The sequence below is a fragment of the Bacillus sp. EU55 genome, assembly GCF_038005925.1.
GTDB classification, from domain to species: domain Bacteria; phylum Bacillota; class Bacilli; order Bacillales; family Bacillaceae; genus Bacillus; species Bacillus velezensis.
Map to the genome: position 1 here is coordinate 753,702 of NZ_JBBOUE010000001.1, position 15,333 is coordinate 769,034.

Genomic DNA, 15,333 nt, shown 5'->3' on the forward strand with positions numbered 1-15,333 from the left:
AGAAAGACGTGACAAGCGCATATTGCACAGTTTTATCAAAAGGAAGGCTGTATCAGGCTATCGCTTTGTTCGGCTCATTGAAAGCGGTTCAGGCGGACGCCCCCATTTTTACTTTGTGTATGGACCAAGACACCTATGACGTGCTTCAGGCAATGCGGCAGGATAATGTCACCTTGATTCAGGTGTCCGCACTGGAAAATGAGGAGCTCCTTGAACTGAAGCGGACGAGGGATCAGAGCGAATACTGCTGGACGGTGAAGCCGGTATTTCTCGAATTCGTGCTGGACGGACATCCGGAATTAGAGCGTGTCACGTACATTGATGCCGATTTGTTTTTCTTCGCTGATCCGCGCGCGATTTTTGACAATCAGCCGGATTGTTCGGTGCTTCTGTCACGGGGCGATATCGTCATTCCCTCATTTGAAAAACAGGAAATCGACATGCTGCAGCGTCTTTTAGGCCGGTATAATTCCGGTTTTCTCAGCTTCAAAACCGACAGTGCCGGCACAGATTGTCTCAGATGGTGGAAAGAACGCTGCCTGGAAGAATGCAAAAATGCGCCGGGCGAAGGAAAATTCGGAGATCAAGGCTACTTGGATTACATGTCCGGCCTGTTCCCGAATGTGTGTGACATCACCACGCCCGGCGTGAATATCGGCCATTGGAATTACGGCCGCCACACGTTTTCATGGAAGGACGGGCGTCTTGTGCTCGAAGACGGAAGTCCGCTGATTTTCTATCATTTCAGCGGATACCGGATCGTTACAGCCGGCGACATTCGGCAGATTCATGAGACGGACCGGACCGACCTGCCGTTTGTCCATCAGCTTTATCAGGACATTCTGAAGCGGGTGATCGGGACGGTCAGCGCCGTCTGCCCGGAGTTCAGCGGCTTTGCATCTGAGGATGATAACAAATAAATGATCATATACAGGAAGTGAACGAAAAGTGAAGGCAAGCGTCATTGTTCCCGCATATAATTCCAAGGAGAGGCTTTATAACAGCCTGCTGTCCCTGAATGAACAGGAATGCACAGAGCCGTTCGAAGTGATTGTGGCTGACAACGGTTCGGAAGACGGAACCTTATCCATGCTTGAATCATTCAGCGCGAATTTCCCGCTGATTTTTGTGAGAATTAAAGAAAACAGAGGGATCGCTTACGGCCGGAATCAGGCGGTCCGCAATGCCAGAGGCGATATTTTGATCTTCCATGACAGCGACATGCTTGCCGAAAAGGATTTGGTGGCGAAGCATATCAAGGCTCATGAGAACCGGGACGATCTTGTCGTATGCGGTATGTTCTGGAAGCGGATTTACAGCTTTTATTATGACCGTTTTGAAAAAGAGCATAAGGAAAAACTCGCCGAACTGTATGAAGAGCTGCCGGGCGATAAAGAGCCGCTCCTTGAAGAAGGTGACATCAGAGACGGAAGTTTTCTTGACCAATGCTTTGATTTAGATACCGACTTTATCCGTGTGCTGAAAAGCATTTTGGAAAAATACGGAGATGATTTGAACGGCTACCGTCTGCCGTGGCGTTTTTTCATTACGAACAATTCGTCAGTCAAGAGACAGCACGTGGCAGATCTCGGCCTGTTTGATGAAGGCATTGTCAGATACGGCTTTGAAGATTATGATCTCGGCATCAGGCTTCATCAGTCGGGAATGAGATTTCAGCTGCGGCGCGATATCATGAGCGTCCATCAGGAGCATCCGAGCAACTGCGCTTCCGTTGATGACATCAGGGCGAACATCGCGTACATGTGCGACAAGTACAATGACATTCATTCGCTTGACGTGCACCTCGCGTTTAACGGCCCGTTTGACGCGGAGTTAACCAACAGCATGATGGCAGACATCGAAGTGCTGCTTGATTATGAGAAATATGAAAGCCTGCTGCACATTTTTCTCGAACTGCTGCACGCGGTTAAAGACCGCAACCTCGACCCGGACTGGAAGACGAAAAGCCCGCGGATCACGGCGAACAGCTTCAATCTGCCGGAGGTCGGAAAGCTTTTGGCAAAAGCGGAAAAAAAGCTGGGCGTCACGCACTTTGCAAGGGCGTTCAAAGCGCTGGCTGCTGATTTACTGCATGTGGATCTTAAATAAATTGGATGTGATATGGTGAGTAAATATCATTTTTCAACCATTGTTTCCAGAACGCATATCTTTAAACTGATGCCGATGATTCATTCTCTCCATGAGCATTGCCGGGATTTTCATCTGTATGTGCTGTGTGTCGACCAGAAGGCGTATGAATTGCTTCAGCAGGTGCCGTGGGAACATGTCACGGCGGTTCAGCTCCATGAAATGGAGGACCCGGAGCTGCTTGAAGCAAAGGGCGGCCGGACGTTTCATGAATATTGCTGGACGCTGAAGCCGGCATTTCTGTTCCATGTGATGACAGAGTATGATGAAGCCGAATATTTTGCCCACTTGGACACCGATCTCTTTTTCTTCTCAGATGCGGGCGAGCTGTTTGCGGAAAAGCCGGATGCTTCCCTTTTTCTGACGGATCACCGCAATTCAGAACGGTTTGCGTCTTATTACAAGCTGACAGGGCAGTACAACACCGGGTTTGTCGGCGCGCGGAATACCGGGGAAGCGTATCGGGCGGTCTGGCAGTGGAGACAGGATTGCATCTCCTATTGTACGGTGGAGATGAATGAAGAAAAAAAGACATACGGTGACCAAAGGTATGTTGAAAAGTGGCCCGCGCAGTTTGAACACGTTCATGTCACGGAGTCGATCGGCGCGAATGCGGCGCTTTGGAATATTGAGCAATATGACGTCAGCCTGCGTGACGGGGCTGTGTATGTCAATGACACCCCGCTGATTTTTTATCATTTTTCAGGCTTTACGCTCGTCACGGAGAACGAATTCAATCTGTGCTGGTACTATCACATTGATGACGAGGCGACAGTCAATATGATTTACGTGCCGTACATCAAAAACGTGAAAAAATGGATTGATGAAATTCAAAAAGCATTTCCCGATTTCAGAGAAGGGTTTATTCCGAAATATGCGGTTCCTGACACTCATTTTTATACGGTTGAAACATAAAATCCCTGCCTTTTCGGCAGGGATGTTTTTATGAATGCCATTCTTTTAATGTTTTGTCGCTCGGCAGGACAAAGGCGAGCAGACCTAAAACGGGCAGAAAGGCGACGGCTGTCATGGTCGGCGTCAATCCCGCTGAATCAATAAGAGCTCCGAGCGCAACGGCTCCGATCGCGCCCATTCCGAAGGCGAGCCCGACCGTAAGCCCTGACATCGTTCCGATTTTGCCTGGAACAAGCTCCTGCGCGTAGACAACCGTCACGGAGAAGCTGGACATCAGAACAACATCGATCAGCGCCAGTACGCCATAGGCGATGACAGGCCCCGCAAACGGAAGGGAAATCGTCAATGGAGCCGACGCTATCATCGAAACGATGATGACGTTCCGCTTTCCGAAACGGTCTGCAAGCGGCCCGCCGAGAAACGTTCCGACAGCTCCGAAAAATAAAAAGACGAAGATGTAGCTCTGTGCCTGCTGAATGCTGACATGATAGGCATTCATCGCATAGAACGTATAAAAGTTGCCGATCGCGCTCACATACCAGGAGCGCGCGAAAATTAAGAAGATAATCATGATAAGGGCGAGAATAATCGGTTTTGTAATCACGGTCTGCACAGCGGCGGCCGGTGATTTTTTACTTACGGCGCGCAAATGAATAAGGCGGCCTTTATACCATTTGGCGATATAGATGAGAAACAGCACAGCGATTGCGGCGACAAGCGTAAACCAGACAGAGCCGAATTGACCGAGCGGAACGAGAATCAGCGCGGTAATCAAGGGCGCCATCGCCTGGCCGGTATTCCCTCCGACTTGGTAAATCGATTGCGCCAAGCCGCGCTTTTCGCCGGCGGCCATGTAGGCGACACGCGATCCTTCAGGATGAAAGACGGCGGAGCCAAGGCCGATAAAAAAGACACAGCATAAAATCGTCAGAAAAGACGGGGCGAACGCGAGACCTAAAATGCCGAGCATGCTTGCGGTGAGTCCGAGCGGCAAAGCATACGGCATCGGGCGTTTATCCGTATACCAGCCGATGACGGGCTGCATCACGGAAGACACCATATTCAGCGTAAAGGCGATAATTCCGAGCTGCGTAAATGTAAGATTCATGGAACGTTCCAAAATCGGAAACATCGCCGGAATCACCGCTTGCAGTGAATCGTTCAGCAGATGACAAATCCCGATAATGAACAAAATAGAATACATGGTTGTCTCGGGACGATGGACAGGTTTTTCTTTAAGCGGGGCGGCAATTGCCAAAGTGATTCTCCTCCTTTTTATGTAAACGAAGCATACACCATATTATTCATAAGGTGAATGAATTATCAAGTGCAAAAAAGGCTCTTCTTTCTCAAAAAGAAAAAAGAGCCTCCCTTTTTATTTATTTAACAAACTGTGTTTTCTCGAATACATCATATAAACGACGATCCCGGCAGCGATCCAGATGACAAAGGCGAGCCATGTCACGCCCGGCAGGCTGCTTGCGAGATACAGGCATAAGCATGCGCTGATGATCGGCACAACAGGCACGAAAGGAACACGGAAGGAAGATTTGATCTCCGGATGTTTCTTTCTTAAAACGATGACGGCGATCGCAATGACCGTAAAGGCCGCCAAGGTTCCCATGTTGACGAGATGCGCCAAGGTTCCCAGATCAATAAAACCCGCGATCCCGGCGGCAATGATCCCCGTCACCCATGTGTTTTGAAACGGTGTTTTAAAACGCGGGTGAACCTTGGAAAACATGCGTGGCAAAAGGCCGTCTCTGCTCATCGCAAATGTAAGGCGCACCTGAGCGTAAAGCAGAGCGAGCATGACCGTTGTAATCCCGATAATCGCACCGACGGAAATAATGCCTGCTATCTTGTTCTGGCCGACAAATTGAAGCGCGAAAGATACCGGATCTCCGACATTCAGCTTGGTGTACGAAAGCATTCCCGTCAGGACGAGCGATACGGTAATGTAAAGGATGGTGCAGATGGCGAGCGCGCCGATGATTCCGACCGGCATTGATTTCTGCGGGTTTTTCACTTCTTCCGACGCGTTTGACACGGCATCAAATCCGAGATACGCGAAGAAAACGGTCGCGGCGCTCGTGATGACGCCTTTCATTCCGAACGGCATAAACGGCGACCAGTTTTCCGGTTTCACGTAGCCGAAACCGACAATGATAAACAGCAGAATGATCGCAATTTTCATCAATACAATGACATTGTTAAAGCGGGTGCTTTCTTTCACGCCCCTTGAAACAATCGCGGTAATGACCAAAATAATGATAACGGCCGGCAGGTTGAACACGGCACCCGTTTTGCTGCCGGGTGCGGCGGTCAGCGCCTCCGGAAGATGCAGCCCGAAGCCTGCAAGAAGCGACTGGAAATAGGATGACCAGCCGGTTGCGACGGCGGCGAGCGCGATGACATATTCAAGCATTAAGTCCCATCCGATTAAAAACGCGAGACACTCCCCGAGAGTGACATATGAATACGTATATACGCTGCCTGAAATCGGAATGGAAGAAGAAAATTCCGCATAACAAAACGCGGCGAGCGCGCAGGCAAGGCCCGCGAGCACAAACGACAGAATCAAAGCCGGTCCTGCGCCTGTCGCGGCCACAGTCCCGGTAATCACAAAAATCCCCGTGCCGACAACACAGCCGATTCCGAGCAAAACCAAGTCAAAAGCGCTTAACGAGCGGGACAGGCTGGTCTGTTTGCTCTGGGCCTTTAAGTCGGCCAGCGGCTTTTTCCGAAATAGTAAAGACATATGGGTCCTCCTGAAAATTCATAATATTCTCATCATTATATACACTGACGTTTGTATTATATTGTCGAAATTTCTCGCAGTCAATTAAAGAATTTTCCACTTTAAAAGGACAAAGCTAAAAAGCGTCGATGCACGGAAGGAACGGGAATTTTATTGTGAAATAGTTCAATTTTCTCACCTTAAGACCGATACAAAAGATGACTCATCAACTAATTTCAAGTTTCGGTGAAAGGGAGATGTTTACATGTTTCAATATGAAGAACTAAATAAGCAGTTTATCGGCGGCCGATGGAGGGATGGGAGCAGCCGGAACGTATTGGAAAACAGAAATCCTTATACTCAAAAAGTCATCACCTCATTCCAAAAAGCGACGTCTGATGACGTGGATGCGGCATATCGCGCCGCGGCTCTTGCGAAACAAGAATGGGACAAAGTAAACCCTTTTAAAAAGCGGGCCATTTTGGAAAAAGCCGTTTCTTTCATCGAAGAGCACGAAGAAGCGATTATTTACTTAATCATGGAGGAGCTTGGCGGAACACGGCTGAAGGCTGAGTTTGAAATCGGACTTGTCAAAAATATGATAAAAGAAGCCGCAACATTTCCGGTGCGGATGGAAGGGAAAATTCTCCCGTCCACGATTGACGGAAAAGAAAACAGGCTGTACAGAATACCCGCCGGAGTCGTGGGGGTGATCAGCCCGTTTAATTTCCCGTTTTTCCTTTCGATGAAATCTGTTGCGCCGGCACTCGGCGCGGGGAACGGCGTCGTGCTGAAGCCTCATGAAGAAACACCGATCTGCGGCGGAACGCTTATCGCGAAAATTTTTGAAGCGGCCGGCGTACCGGACGGGCTGCTGAATGTTATCGTGACGGATATCGGGGAGATCGGCGACAGCTTTGTTGAGCATCCCATCCCGCGGATTATCTCATTTACAGGTTCAACCGGAGTGGGCAGCTATATCGGACAGCTTGCGGTCAAACACTTTAAAAAACCGCTGTTGGAGCTTGGCGGAAACAGCGCGCTGATCGTGCTTGAGGATGCTGATCTTGAATACGCCGTCAATGCGGCCGTATTCAGCCGGTTTACGCATCAAGGCCAGATCTGTATGTCTGCGAACCGCGTGCTCGTTCACACATCTGTATATGACAAATTTACAGAGCTTTACGAAGCGAAAGTGTCATCGCTGAAAGTCGGCGATCCGATGGACCCTGATACGGTTATCGGTCCTTTAATCAATGAGAGACAGGCGGAAGGTCTGAGACGGTCTGTCGAAAAAGCGATAGAAGAGGGAGCGGTTCCGGTGCTGTCCGGCCGATTCAGCGGAACGGTCGCTGAGCCCGTCATTTTAAAAGATGTGAAACCTGAGATGAGCATCGCGAAGGAGGAGCTGTTCGGACCGGCCGTCTGCATCATGCCGTTTGAAACGGAGGATGAAGCGGTAAGCATCGCAAACGCGACACCGTTCGGTTTAAGCGGAGCCGTGCATACGGCAAACGTTGAGCGCGGCGTTGAGTTTGCTAAGCGGATCGAAACAGGCATGATTCACGTCAACGATACGACCATTAATGATGAACCGAACGTCGCGTTCGGCGGCGAGAAGCAATCAGGTCTCGGCAGGCTGAACGGCGAATGGAGCCTTGAAGAATTCACCACGCTGAAATGGATTTCGGTTCAGCATGAAAAACGGCAATTCCCATATTAAGAAGGAGTGAAAGAAATGAGTATACAGACGGAGCAGCAAACGCACAGCCTGCTTGACGCTTTTGTCAAAGTTGCGCCTTTTTTAAACAGCCTGATCCAAGATGACATCACCATCGGAATTTATGATACAGAAAAATTAATCGTGAATATTCCGGCTAAAACGTTTTCTCTTAACGTAAAGCCGGGAGACCCGCTGCAAAAAGGGGACATCATTACAGACGCGATCCGCATGAATCAGAAGAAGACAAGCATGGTGCCGAAAGAGCTGTTCGGATTTCCGCTGATCGCCAGAGCGATTCCGCTTCACGATGAAAACGGAAAAGTCATCGGCGGCGTCGGTCTCGGCACGAGCCTTGAAAAATCAGCCAAGCTTCATGATGTCGCTGAAAGCCTGTCCGCCGTCGTGGAGCAGACCGCTTCGGCCATCGCGGATATCTCAGAATCCATCAGCGGTTTCTCAGCACAGATGAACGGGATTTCCGCTCAGGCGAAACAAGTCAGTGAAAGCGCGGGAGAAATCGCCGACATTTCCGTCACTGTCAAGGGCATCTCGGATCAAAGCAATCTGCTCGGTTTGAATGCGGCCATTGAAGCCGCGAGAGCAGGAGAATCCGGCAAGGGCTTTTCCGTGGTGGCGGATGAGATCCGCAAGCTTGCCACTCATTCAAAAGACAATGTCGGCCAAATTGACCAAATTACGAAAAAAATCCACAGCCTGCTGAAAGGGCTGGAGGACTCAATTGAATCCATCAACCAGAACACGGACGGCCAAGCGGCGGCGGTTGAACAAATTTCTGCCACGATGCAGGAAATTTCGGGAAGCGCCCAGCATTTAGCGAAAATGGCTGAAAACGTACTAGGAGAGTCATAAAAAAAGGGAGCTTACGGGCTCCTTTTTTGTTTTTCCTTTATCAATCGGAAACTGCACTTACACGTTTGATCCGTCATGCTAAAGGGGTACACATACGAATACATCACCAATGATAAAGGAGAGTCTTGTATGTCTGATGCAAATCTGCACAACCCGCTGACGAAATATGATCATGATGAATTTCCAAAACAATATCAAGAACCGCCCGGTTTGCAAAAAGAGATGAAGCCTGTGCCGGATTGCGGTGAAACAAGCTATAAAGGAGCCGGCAAGCTGAAGGGAAGAAAAGCCCTCGTCACCGGCGGCGATTCAGGTATCGGCCGGGCCGCCGCGATTGCTTATGCCCGGGAAGGGGCGGATGTGGCGATTAACTATCTGCCTGAGGAACAGCCGGATGCTGAAGAAGTGAAAGCGTTAATTGAAAAAGAGGGAAGAAAAGCCGTTCTGCTGCCGGGAGATTTAAGCGATGAAGCGTTTTGCGGAGAATTGGCGGAAAAAGCGTATCAAGAGCTTGGCGGTCTTGACACGCTCGCTCTTGTCGCCGGCAAACAGCAGGCAGTGGATGATATCAGCGATCTTGCCACAGAACAAATCTATCAAACATTTGAAGTCAACGTATTCTCGCTGTATTGGCTCGTCAAAGCCGCGCTTCCGTATCTGCCGGAAGGCGCGTCTATTATCACGACAACGTCCGTAGAAGGGTATAATCCAAGCCCGATGCTGTTGGATTATGCCGCGACGAAACATGCCATTATCGGTTTTACCGTCGGCTTAGGAAAGCAGCTGGCGAATAAAGGAATCAGAGTCAACTCGGTAGCGCCGGGGCCGATCTGGACGCCTCTGCAGATTTCGGGAGGACAGCCCGGTGAAAACATTCCGAAATTCGGCAAGGAAACACCGGCCGTTCCATTAAAGCGTGCCGGACAGCCGGCGGAGCTAGCAGGGATTTATGTCTTTTTGGCCTCAGAAGAATCGAGCTATGTGACATCCCAAATTTACAGTGTAAGCGGAGGAATTCCGACAGCGTGATCAATAAGGAGCTGCCCTTCATACGGGGCAGCTCTTTTTTTGATGTTATGTGCCGAGCACGTTTTGATTATACAGGACACTCGGATGTGACGGATGATAGGAGGCGGCTTTGTCGTTATGAATCTTCGCTTTTTCTCTGTCGCCGAGCTGCCAGTGGCAGACGCAGAGCTGAAGATGGGGATACCAGGTGGAATATTCGAGCTGGGTAAAGCCTGCATCACTGCTTTTGGCGGATAGGGCGAGCTCATACCAAAACACGCCCTGCCGGTATTGCCGTTTCTCCGCAAAATAGTCGCCGAGCCTGCAGCAGAACTCCGGACGCGGACAATCGATCAGAAATGATTTTAAGAGAGACGTCATGGCGGCCTCTTCATGGCCGACCGCCCTGTAGCAATCGGATAGATATTGGCACGTTCTGATCTCGTCTTCGATCCAGCACTGTTTTGTGGAAAGAAAATGGTGATAATACGTGATGGCGCGCTGATACTGGCCGTGATCCTTTAATTCATTCGCGAAGTAAAACAAATCGCGCGGTGTCATCGTTTCACTGGTTTCCGCCATTTTCTCATAAATCTTCAAGTTGCGGTCTGAGGGAGGCGAGTGCTTTTTCTCGGATTTCCGGTGTGTGACGGCAATATCGGTTTCTATGATGTTTCCGTATACTTCCAGATACTCATGCACGGCTCCGATCCAGCGGAATCCTTTTTCACGCTTAACGAGACGGTTGCGGCGGTATCTGAAGCTGACCTCTCCCCGAGCATCAAAGCCGACGTGATAATACATGGATACCGCGTCCACCTCTTTTGAAAGCGACGCCTTCAGTTCAATCAGCTTTTCACGGTCCTTTTCCGTCAGTATATCGTCGGCGTCCAGCCACAGAATATAATCCATTTCCGCTTTCGAAAACACAAAATTACGGGCGGCCGCAAAGTGATCGATCCATTCAAAATTATAAATCTTATCCGTATAACGGGCCGCGATTTCTTTCGTCCGGTCGGTCGAGCCCGTATCAGCAATCACAATTTCATCCGCAATGTCTTTGACGGAATCAAGACAGCCCGCAAGCACTTCCTCTTCATTTTTCACGATAACGCACAAACTGACGCTGATCATGTCATCACCTCTTCCCCTCCAGTGTATAAAAGGAGAGGCGGAAACATTCTTCGGACAAAATGATCTCTTCCAAGAAATTTGTCTGTCCTTTTACTAGTTTTATTCCAGCGCCTGATTTAAAATGAACACATGAACTTACGTGAGGATTGATAGGGACCATGAGCATCATAAAAGCGGAAAACCTTTATAAAACATACGGAGATAAGACATTATTCGACCATATCTCCTTTCATATTGAAGAGAATGAAAGAATCGGTTTAATCGGCCCGAACGGAACGGGGAAGTCTACGCTTCTGAAAACCATTGCCGGCCTTGAATCAACGGAGGAAGGCGAGATTACGGCCTCAGGAAACGTGCATATTGAGTTTTTGCATCAGGACCCTGAGCTTCCGGCCGGACAAACCGTACTTGAGCATATTTATTCCGGCGGATCAGCCGTCATGAGAACGATGAGAGAATACGAAAAAGCGCTTCAGGCGCTGAATGAAGAACCGGAAAATGACCAGCGCCAGAAACAGCTGCTTGATGCGCAGGCCCGAATGGACGCGAATGATGCGTGGGAGGCGAATACGTTAGCCAAAACGGTTTTAACCAAACTTGGCGTCACCGATCTGATGAAGGATGTCAGCGAGCTGTCCGGCGGCCAGAGAAAGCGCGTCGCGATTGCGAAGAACGTCATCCAGCCGGCTGACCTGCTCATTTTGGATGAACCGACAAACCACTTGGACAATGAAACGATTGAATGGCTGGAAGGCTACTTATCGCAATATCCGGGCGCCGTTATGCTTGTCACGCACGACAGATATTTTCTGAACAGGGTGACGAACAGAATTTACGAGCTTGAGAGAGGCAGCCTTTATACGTATAAAGGAAACTATGAAGTATTCCTGGAAAAACGGGCCGAACGGGAAGCGCTGGCGGAGCAGAAAGAAACAAAACGTCAAAACCTCCTGCGCCGCGAATTGGCGTGGCTCAGAAGAGGGGCGAAAGCGCGCTCGACGAAACAAAAAGCGAGAGTGGACAGAGCGGAGGCGCTCAAAGAGCAAAAAGGGCCGGCAGTCTCCGGATCACTCGATTTCGCGATCGGCTCCCACCGTCTCGGAAAACAGGTGATCGAAGCCGATAACGTCTCCATTACCTATAACGGCCAAGCGCTGATCAGCCAGTTTAATGAGCTTGTCATCCCGGGGGAACGAATCGGCATCATCGGGCCGAACGGAATCGGGAAAACGACACTTTTAAACAGCCTCGCCGGCAGAATTCAGCCTGACAGCGGCAATATCACCATCGGGCAGACGGTCCGGATCGGCTACTACACCCAGGATCACAGCGAAATGAACGGTGATATGAAAGTCATTGAATATATAAAAGAGACGGCTGAAATCGTCAAAACGGCGGAAGGCGATGTCATCACCGCGGAACAAATGCTTGAGCGTTTTCTGTTCCCGCGTCCGATGCAGCAGACATATATCAGAAAGCTGTCGGGCGGGGAAAAGCGCCGTCTGTACTTGTTGAATGTACTGATGCAGGAACCGAATGTGCTGTTTTTAGATGAGCCGACCAATGATCTGGACACGGAAACATTAAGCGTGCTCGAAGATTATATCGAACAGTTCCCGGGCGTCGTCATCACCGTATCCCATGACCGCTATTTCCTTGACCGCGTCCTTGACCGCCTGATCGTATTTGAAGGACAAGGCGTCATTTCCCGTTTCCAAGGTTCGTACAGTGAATACATGGAACACGCAAAAGCGAAGAAGACGGCGGTAAAACAGCCGGCCGAAGAGAAAAAGGCGGAGGAAGAGCCGAAGAAAAAGCGCAAAAAGCTTTCATATAAGGATCAGATCGAATGGGACGGCATCGAAGACAAAATCGCCGGCCTTGAAGAAAAGCATCAGCGTCTGGAAGCGGAAATCGCTGAAGCGGGAAGTGATTTCGGAAAGATTCAAGAACTGATGGCCGAACAGGCAAAAACGGCTGAAGAGCTTGAAGCGGCGATGGAGCGCTGGACCGAATTGTCACTGATGATTGAAGAACTTGAGAATTAATAGAATGCGGATGCACGCCGCGCTTTTTTACACAAGCCTTATTATCGTAAAAACGTTGCCTTGAACCGCTTGACCGCATTGTTAGAGCACTAAGCAGTTTCCATCAGTGACAGGGGTTCAGCTAATCGAGACAAAAAACCAGCGGAGCGTGTATGCTTCACTGGTTTTTTGTTTCGTTATAAAAATAATAAATAGTTTAGCAAAAATAAACACGCAACGAAGCAAACGGTGACATTTAGCTCTTTCCCTTTTCCACACAGGATTTTAATCAGAGGATAAGAAATAAACCCAAATGCCATGCCGTCGGCAATATTATAGGTTAAAGGAATTAAGACAATCGTTAAAAATGCCGGAAAATATTCTGTCACATCATTGAAGTGAATGTCACGTATACTTTGAAGCATCAAGCTTCCGATTAAAATTAAGATAGGAGCGATAGCGCTGTCAGGTATGGCTTTAATAACAGGCATAAAAAATACCGAGCATAAAAATAATAAACCGACTACAGCCGAGGACAGACCCGTTCTCGCGCCGGAAGCAATACCGACAGAACTTTCCAATGCAGCCACTGTAGAGCTTGTGCCAAACGTTCCCGCAAAGATATTTGAAACTCCTGTCGCTCGGTAAGCGTGAGTGAATTTTCTCTCGTTTTTTTCAAAAGTTTGGATCGTTCCCAGATTTTGAAACAGCAAAATCATGGTTAACGAAAACACAGCCGTCCAAAAGGGAAGTGTAAGGAAGCGATCAAACGAAAATGCTCCGAATAAATGCTGGTACTGCCGCAGTCCTGCTGACCAATCACTCGAACCGTCCCATTCGGTAAAACCGAACGGAATTGCCAGAAGCGCACCTGCTGCAATGCTGATAAGAAGTCCGCCCTTTACATTCCTGATAAATAAAACCGCTGTGATAAGCAAAGAAACCAGCGTAAGCAAAGTTTTGGGACTTGTCAAATCCCCCAATTCAATAAGATTTTGCTTATTTGCCGTCACGATACCGCCTTTTTGCAGGCCGATAAAAGTAATAAACAAGCCTATGCCGACAGTAATCGCACTTTTCATTGAAAGAGGAATGGATTTTGTTAAAGATGCCGCTAAAGGAGAAAATGCAATAATGGTGTATAAAACGCCTGAAATGAATACAATAGCCAAGCCTTCTTGCCATGAAAAGCCGAGAGCACGGACAATGGTATATGAAAAAAATATATTTTCACCCATTCCGGGAATAATCACTAAAGGGGAATTTGCCCAGAAGGCTATCATCAGACAGCCTAAAAAACAAGTGATAGAGGTTGCGATTGCGGATGCTTCTTGGCTCATGCCGGCATCCTTTAAAATTGAGGCATTGACGATAACTATATACGCAACTGTGAAAAAGGCAGTTAGCCCCGAAAGAAATTCCCGCTGAACAGTCGTCTCATGCGCTTTAAGCTTGAAGGTTCGATTCATCCAATTTGTTAACAATGTTGCTCTCCTCCTGATATGATGGGATCTCCGCTGCTTTTGTACTGATGATAGTCAGATGATTCAGCGTTCTGAAACCGAACGTATCCATCCAGCTGGCTTTTGATTGAGAAAGATTCTGTCCCTGAAAAGCCTTTTGAAATGATTTTGCAAATATAGCCAAAGATTTCTTTGTAATTACCGCACCCGCACAGTAATGACTCCCTGCTCCAAAAGTAAGCGGTGCCGATTTGTGACTGTGCTGATGAATACAAGAAGGATTTATGTATTGTTGGGGGTCTACATTTCCCGCAGAAATAAAAAAGATTACCCGGTTGCCTTTTTTTATAGTTTTGCTGCCGATTTGAATGTCTTCATTCGCATTACGGGCGCAGTATGGAAAAGGTATTTCCAGCCTCAGTGTCTCTTCGGCAAATGTTTCAATCGGCAGACTGTCAAGAAATGACGGGTTTTCAGATGAGTATTTGATGAAGAAATACATAAACGTTTTAATAGCGCTTAAAAACGGTTCATGCCCGTCAATAACAATATTAATGATCAGCGCGAGGGATTCCTGATGTGTGCCGATGCTTTTTAAAACGCAGTCGAACAGTCTGTCCTCTTCAAAACGTTCATCGTCTATTATTTCATTAATCAGTCTGTAGGTTTTCTTAATGGATGCTATGGCGTTTTGGATGTGTGAGTGATCTGGGTGAGGGTTCCAAAGGAAGTCTACTGCGCTTGTTGCTTCAGCTAAAATAGTTGAATAATCTTTAACGCTTAATCCAAGCAAGTCTGCCATAACGTTGTTTATAAACGGGTCGGCGATTTCACTTACCGCGTCTATAACCGCTTGTCCCTCTTTAAGGGGAATGCGGCTGAAAACAGAGTTTGCAGCGCTTTGTGAGATTTCGGTTATTCGGGCATTTATTTTGTTAATAGGAAGTTGCACTTTTCTTCGCAATTGCGTATGTTCAGGTGCATCCATATACATAAGCCATTTCGAATAGAAAGACGTTAAAAATTGTTTTTCTTCTTCTGCGATGTTCAGTTTTTCGAAAAACTCTTTTTTTCTGTTGGCTGTAAATCGCTTGTCTTTTAAAAAATGAGAAATGAAATCATAGCGAAAGATCAGCCAGGCATTCAAGTCGTCTGACCACAATGGGTCATTGTGCTGCAGAGCTTCTTCATAAAAGGAAAAACGATTTGCTGTCATCTTGCCGATGATACCTTCGGTCAGTGGACAGCCGCTTATACTGGTCAATGTGAATACCTCCGAACATATTTGAATATTAACTATTTATA

At 48.1% G+C, this 15,333-nt stretch carries 12 protein-coding genes; 7 read left to right on the forward strand and 5 right to left on the reverse strand.

The window, feature by feature from the left end:
• Positions 1-8: 8 nt before the first annotated feature.
• Genes NYE50_RS03900 through NYE50_RS03910 form a run of 3 tightly spaced genes read left to right on the forward strand, consistent with a single transcriptional unit; the run spans position 9 to position 3,063 of the window.
• Positions 9-920, forward strand: coding sequence for a putative nucleotide-diphospho-sugar transferase (locus NYE50_RS03900; protein ID WP_015239358.1), 912 nt, complete (start codon positions 9-11; stop codon positions 918-920).
• A gap of 28 nt (positions 921-948) precedes the next feature.
• Positions 949-2,109, forward strand: coding sequence for a glycosyltransferase family 2 protein (locus NYE50_RS03905; protein ID WP_014417152.1), 1,161 nt, complete (start codon positions 949-951; stop codon positions 2,107-2,109).
• A 15-nt stretch (positions 2,110-2,124) separates the two neighbouring features.
• Positions 2,125-3,063 (forward strand): putative nucleotide-diphospho-sugar transferase, encoded by a 939-nt coding sequence (locus NYE50_RS03910; protein WP_095273244.1) that lies wholly within the window; start codon positions 2,125-2,127, stop codon positions 3,061-3,063.
• A gap of 28 nt (positions 3,064-3,091) precedes the next feature.
• Here NYE50_RS03910 and NYE50_RS03915 read toward each other — a convergent pair whose 3' ends face one another.
• Positions 3,092-4,321, reverse strand: a complete 1,230-nt coding sequence (locus tag NYE50_RS03915; RefSeq protein WP_172870108.1) for an MFS transporter — start codon at positions 4,319-4,321, stop codon at positions 3,092-3,094.
• 117 nt (positions 4,322-4,438) lie between these two features.
• On the reverse strand, positions 4,439-5,824 hold the full coding sequence (locus NYE50_RS03920; RefSeq protein WP_109566774.1) for an amino acid permease: 1,386 nt from the start codon (positions 5,822-5,824) through the stop codon (positions 4,439-4,441).
• 244 nt (positions 5,825-6,068) lie between these two features.
• On the opposite strand from NYE50_RS03920, the gene NYE50_RS03925 reads away from it, so the two are divergent.
• The 3 genes from NYE50_RS03925 to NYE50_RS03935 all read left to right on the forward strand — a co-directional run bounded on the left by NYE50_RS03925 (position 6,069) and on the right by NYE50_RS03935 (position 9,425).
• Positions 6,069-7,526: an aldehyde dehydrogenase family protein gene (locus NYE50_RS03925; RefSeq protein ID WP_071181626.1), complete on the forward strand. Its 1,458-nt coding sequence runs from the start codon at positions 6,069-6,071 to the stop codon at positions 7,524-7,526.
• A 465-nt stretch (positions 7,527-7,991) separates the two neighbouring features.
• Positions 7,992-8,396 carry a methyl-accepting chemotaxis protein gene (locus tag NYE50_RS21930; RefSeq protein WP_370530951.1) on the forward strand — a complete coding sequence of 135 codons (405 nt, stop codon included), beginning with the start codon at positions 7,992-7,994 and terminating at the stop codon, positions 8,394-8,396.
• Positions 8,397-8,525: 129 nt separating this feature from the next.
• Positions 8,526-9,425, forward strand: a complete 900-nt coding sequence (locus tag NYE50_RS03935; protein ID WP_007408956.1) for an SDR family oxidoreductase — start codon at positions 8,526-8,528, stop codon at positions 9,423-9,425.
• 45 nt (positions 9,426-9,470) lie between these two features.
• Here the strand turns inward: NYE50_RS03935 and NYE50_RS03940 are convergent, their stop codons facing one another.
• Positions 9,471-10,538 (reverse strand): glycosyltransferase, encoded by a 1,068-nt coding sequence (locus NYE50_RS03940; protein ID WP_172870109.1) that lies wholly within the window; start codon positions 10,536-10,538, stop codon positions 9,471-9,473.
• A 158-nt stretch (positions 10,539-10,696) separates the two neighbouring features.
• On the opposite strand from NYE50_RS03940, the gene NYE50_RS03945 reads away from it, so the two are divergent.
• Positions 10,697-12,586, forward strand: a complete 1,890-nt coding sequence (locus NYE50_RS03945) for an ABC-F family ATP-binding cassette domain-containing protein (RefSeq protein ID WP_053285236.1) — start codon at positions 10,697-10,699, stop codon at positions 12,584-12,586.
• Between the two features lie 176 nt (positions 12,587-12,762).
• On the opposite strand, the gene NYE50_RS03950 is transcribed toward NYE50_RS03945, so the two are convergent.
• Both NYE50_RS03950 and NYE50_RS03955 read right to left on the reverse strand, forming a co-directional pair.
• Complete coding sequence (locus NYE50_RS03950; RefSeq protein ID WP_060963357.1) at positions 12,763-14,034, reverse strand: NCS2 family permease; 1,272 nt, start codon at positions 14,032-14,034, stop codon at positions 12,763-12,765.
• Positions 14,012-15,292, reverse strand: coding sequence for a cytochrome P450 (locus NYE50_RS03955; RefSeq protein WP_060963356.1), 1,281 nt, complete (start codon positions 15,290-15,292; stop codon positions 14,012-14,014). The genes NYE50_RS03950 and NYE50_RS03955 overlap by 23 nt, the downstream gene beginning before the upstream one ends.
• Positions 15,293-15,333 lie beyond the last annotated feature (41 nt).

Excerpts from the sequence above, each read along its gene's own strand:
- NYE50_RS03925 (WP_071181626.1), top strand. The coding sequence starts at position 6,069 with ATGTTTCAATATGAAGAACTAAATAAGCAGTTTATCGGCGGCCGATGG.
- NYE50_RS03950 (WP_060963357.1), bottom strand. The coding sequence starts at position 14,034 with ATGAATCGAACCTTCAAGCTTAAAGCGCATGAGACGACTGTTCAGCGG.
- NYE50_RS03920 (WP_109566774.1), bottom strand. The coding sequence starts at position 5,824 with ATGTCTTTACTATTTCGGAAAAAGCCGCTGGCCGACTTAAAGGCCCAG.
- NYE50_RS03940 (WP_172870109.1), bottom strand. The coding sequence starts at position 10,538 with ATGATCAGCGTCAGTTTGTGCGTTATCGTGAAAAATGAAGAGGAAGTG.
- NYE50_RS03945 (WP_053285236.1), top strand. The coding sequence starts at position 10,697 with ATGAGCATCATAAAAGCGGAAAACCTTTATAAAACATACGGAGATAAG.
- NYE50_RS21930 (WP_370530951.1), top strand. The coding sequence starts at position 7,992 with ATGAACGGGATTTCCGCTCAGGCGAAACAAGTCAGTGAAAGCGCGGGA.
- NYE50_RS03935 (WP_007408956.1), top strand. The coding sequence starts at position 8,526 with ATGTCTGATGCAAATCTGCACAACCCGCTGACGAAATATGATCATGAT.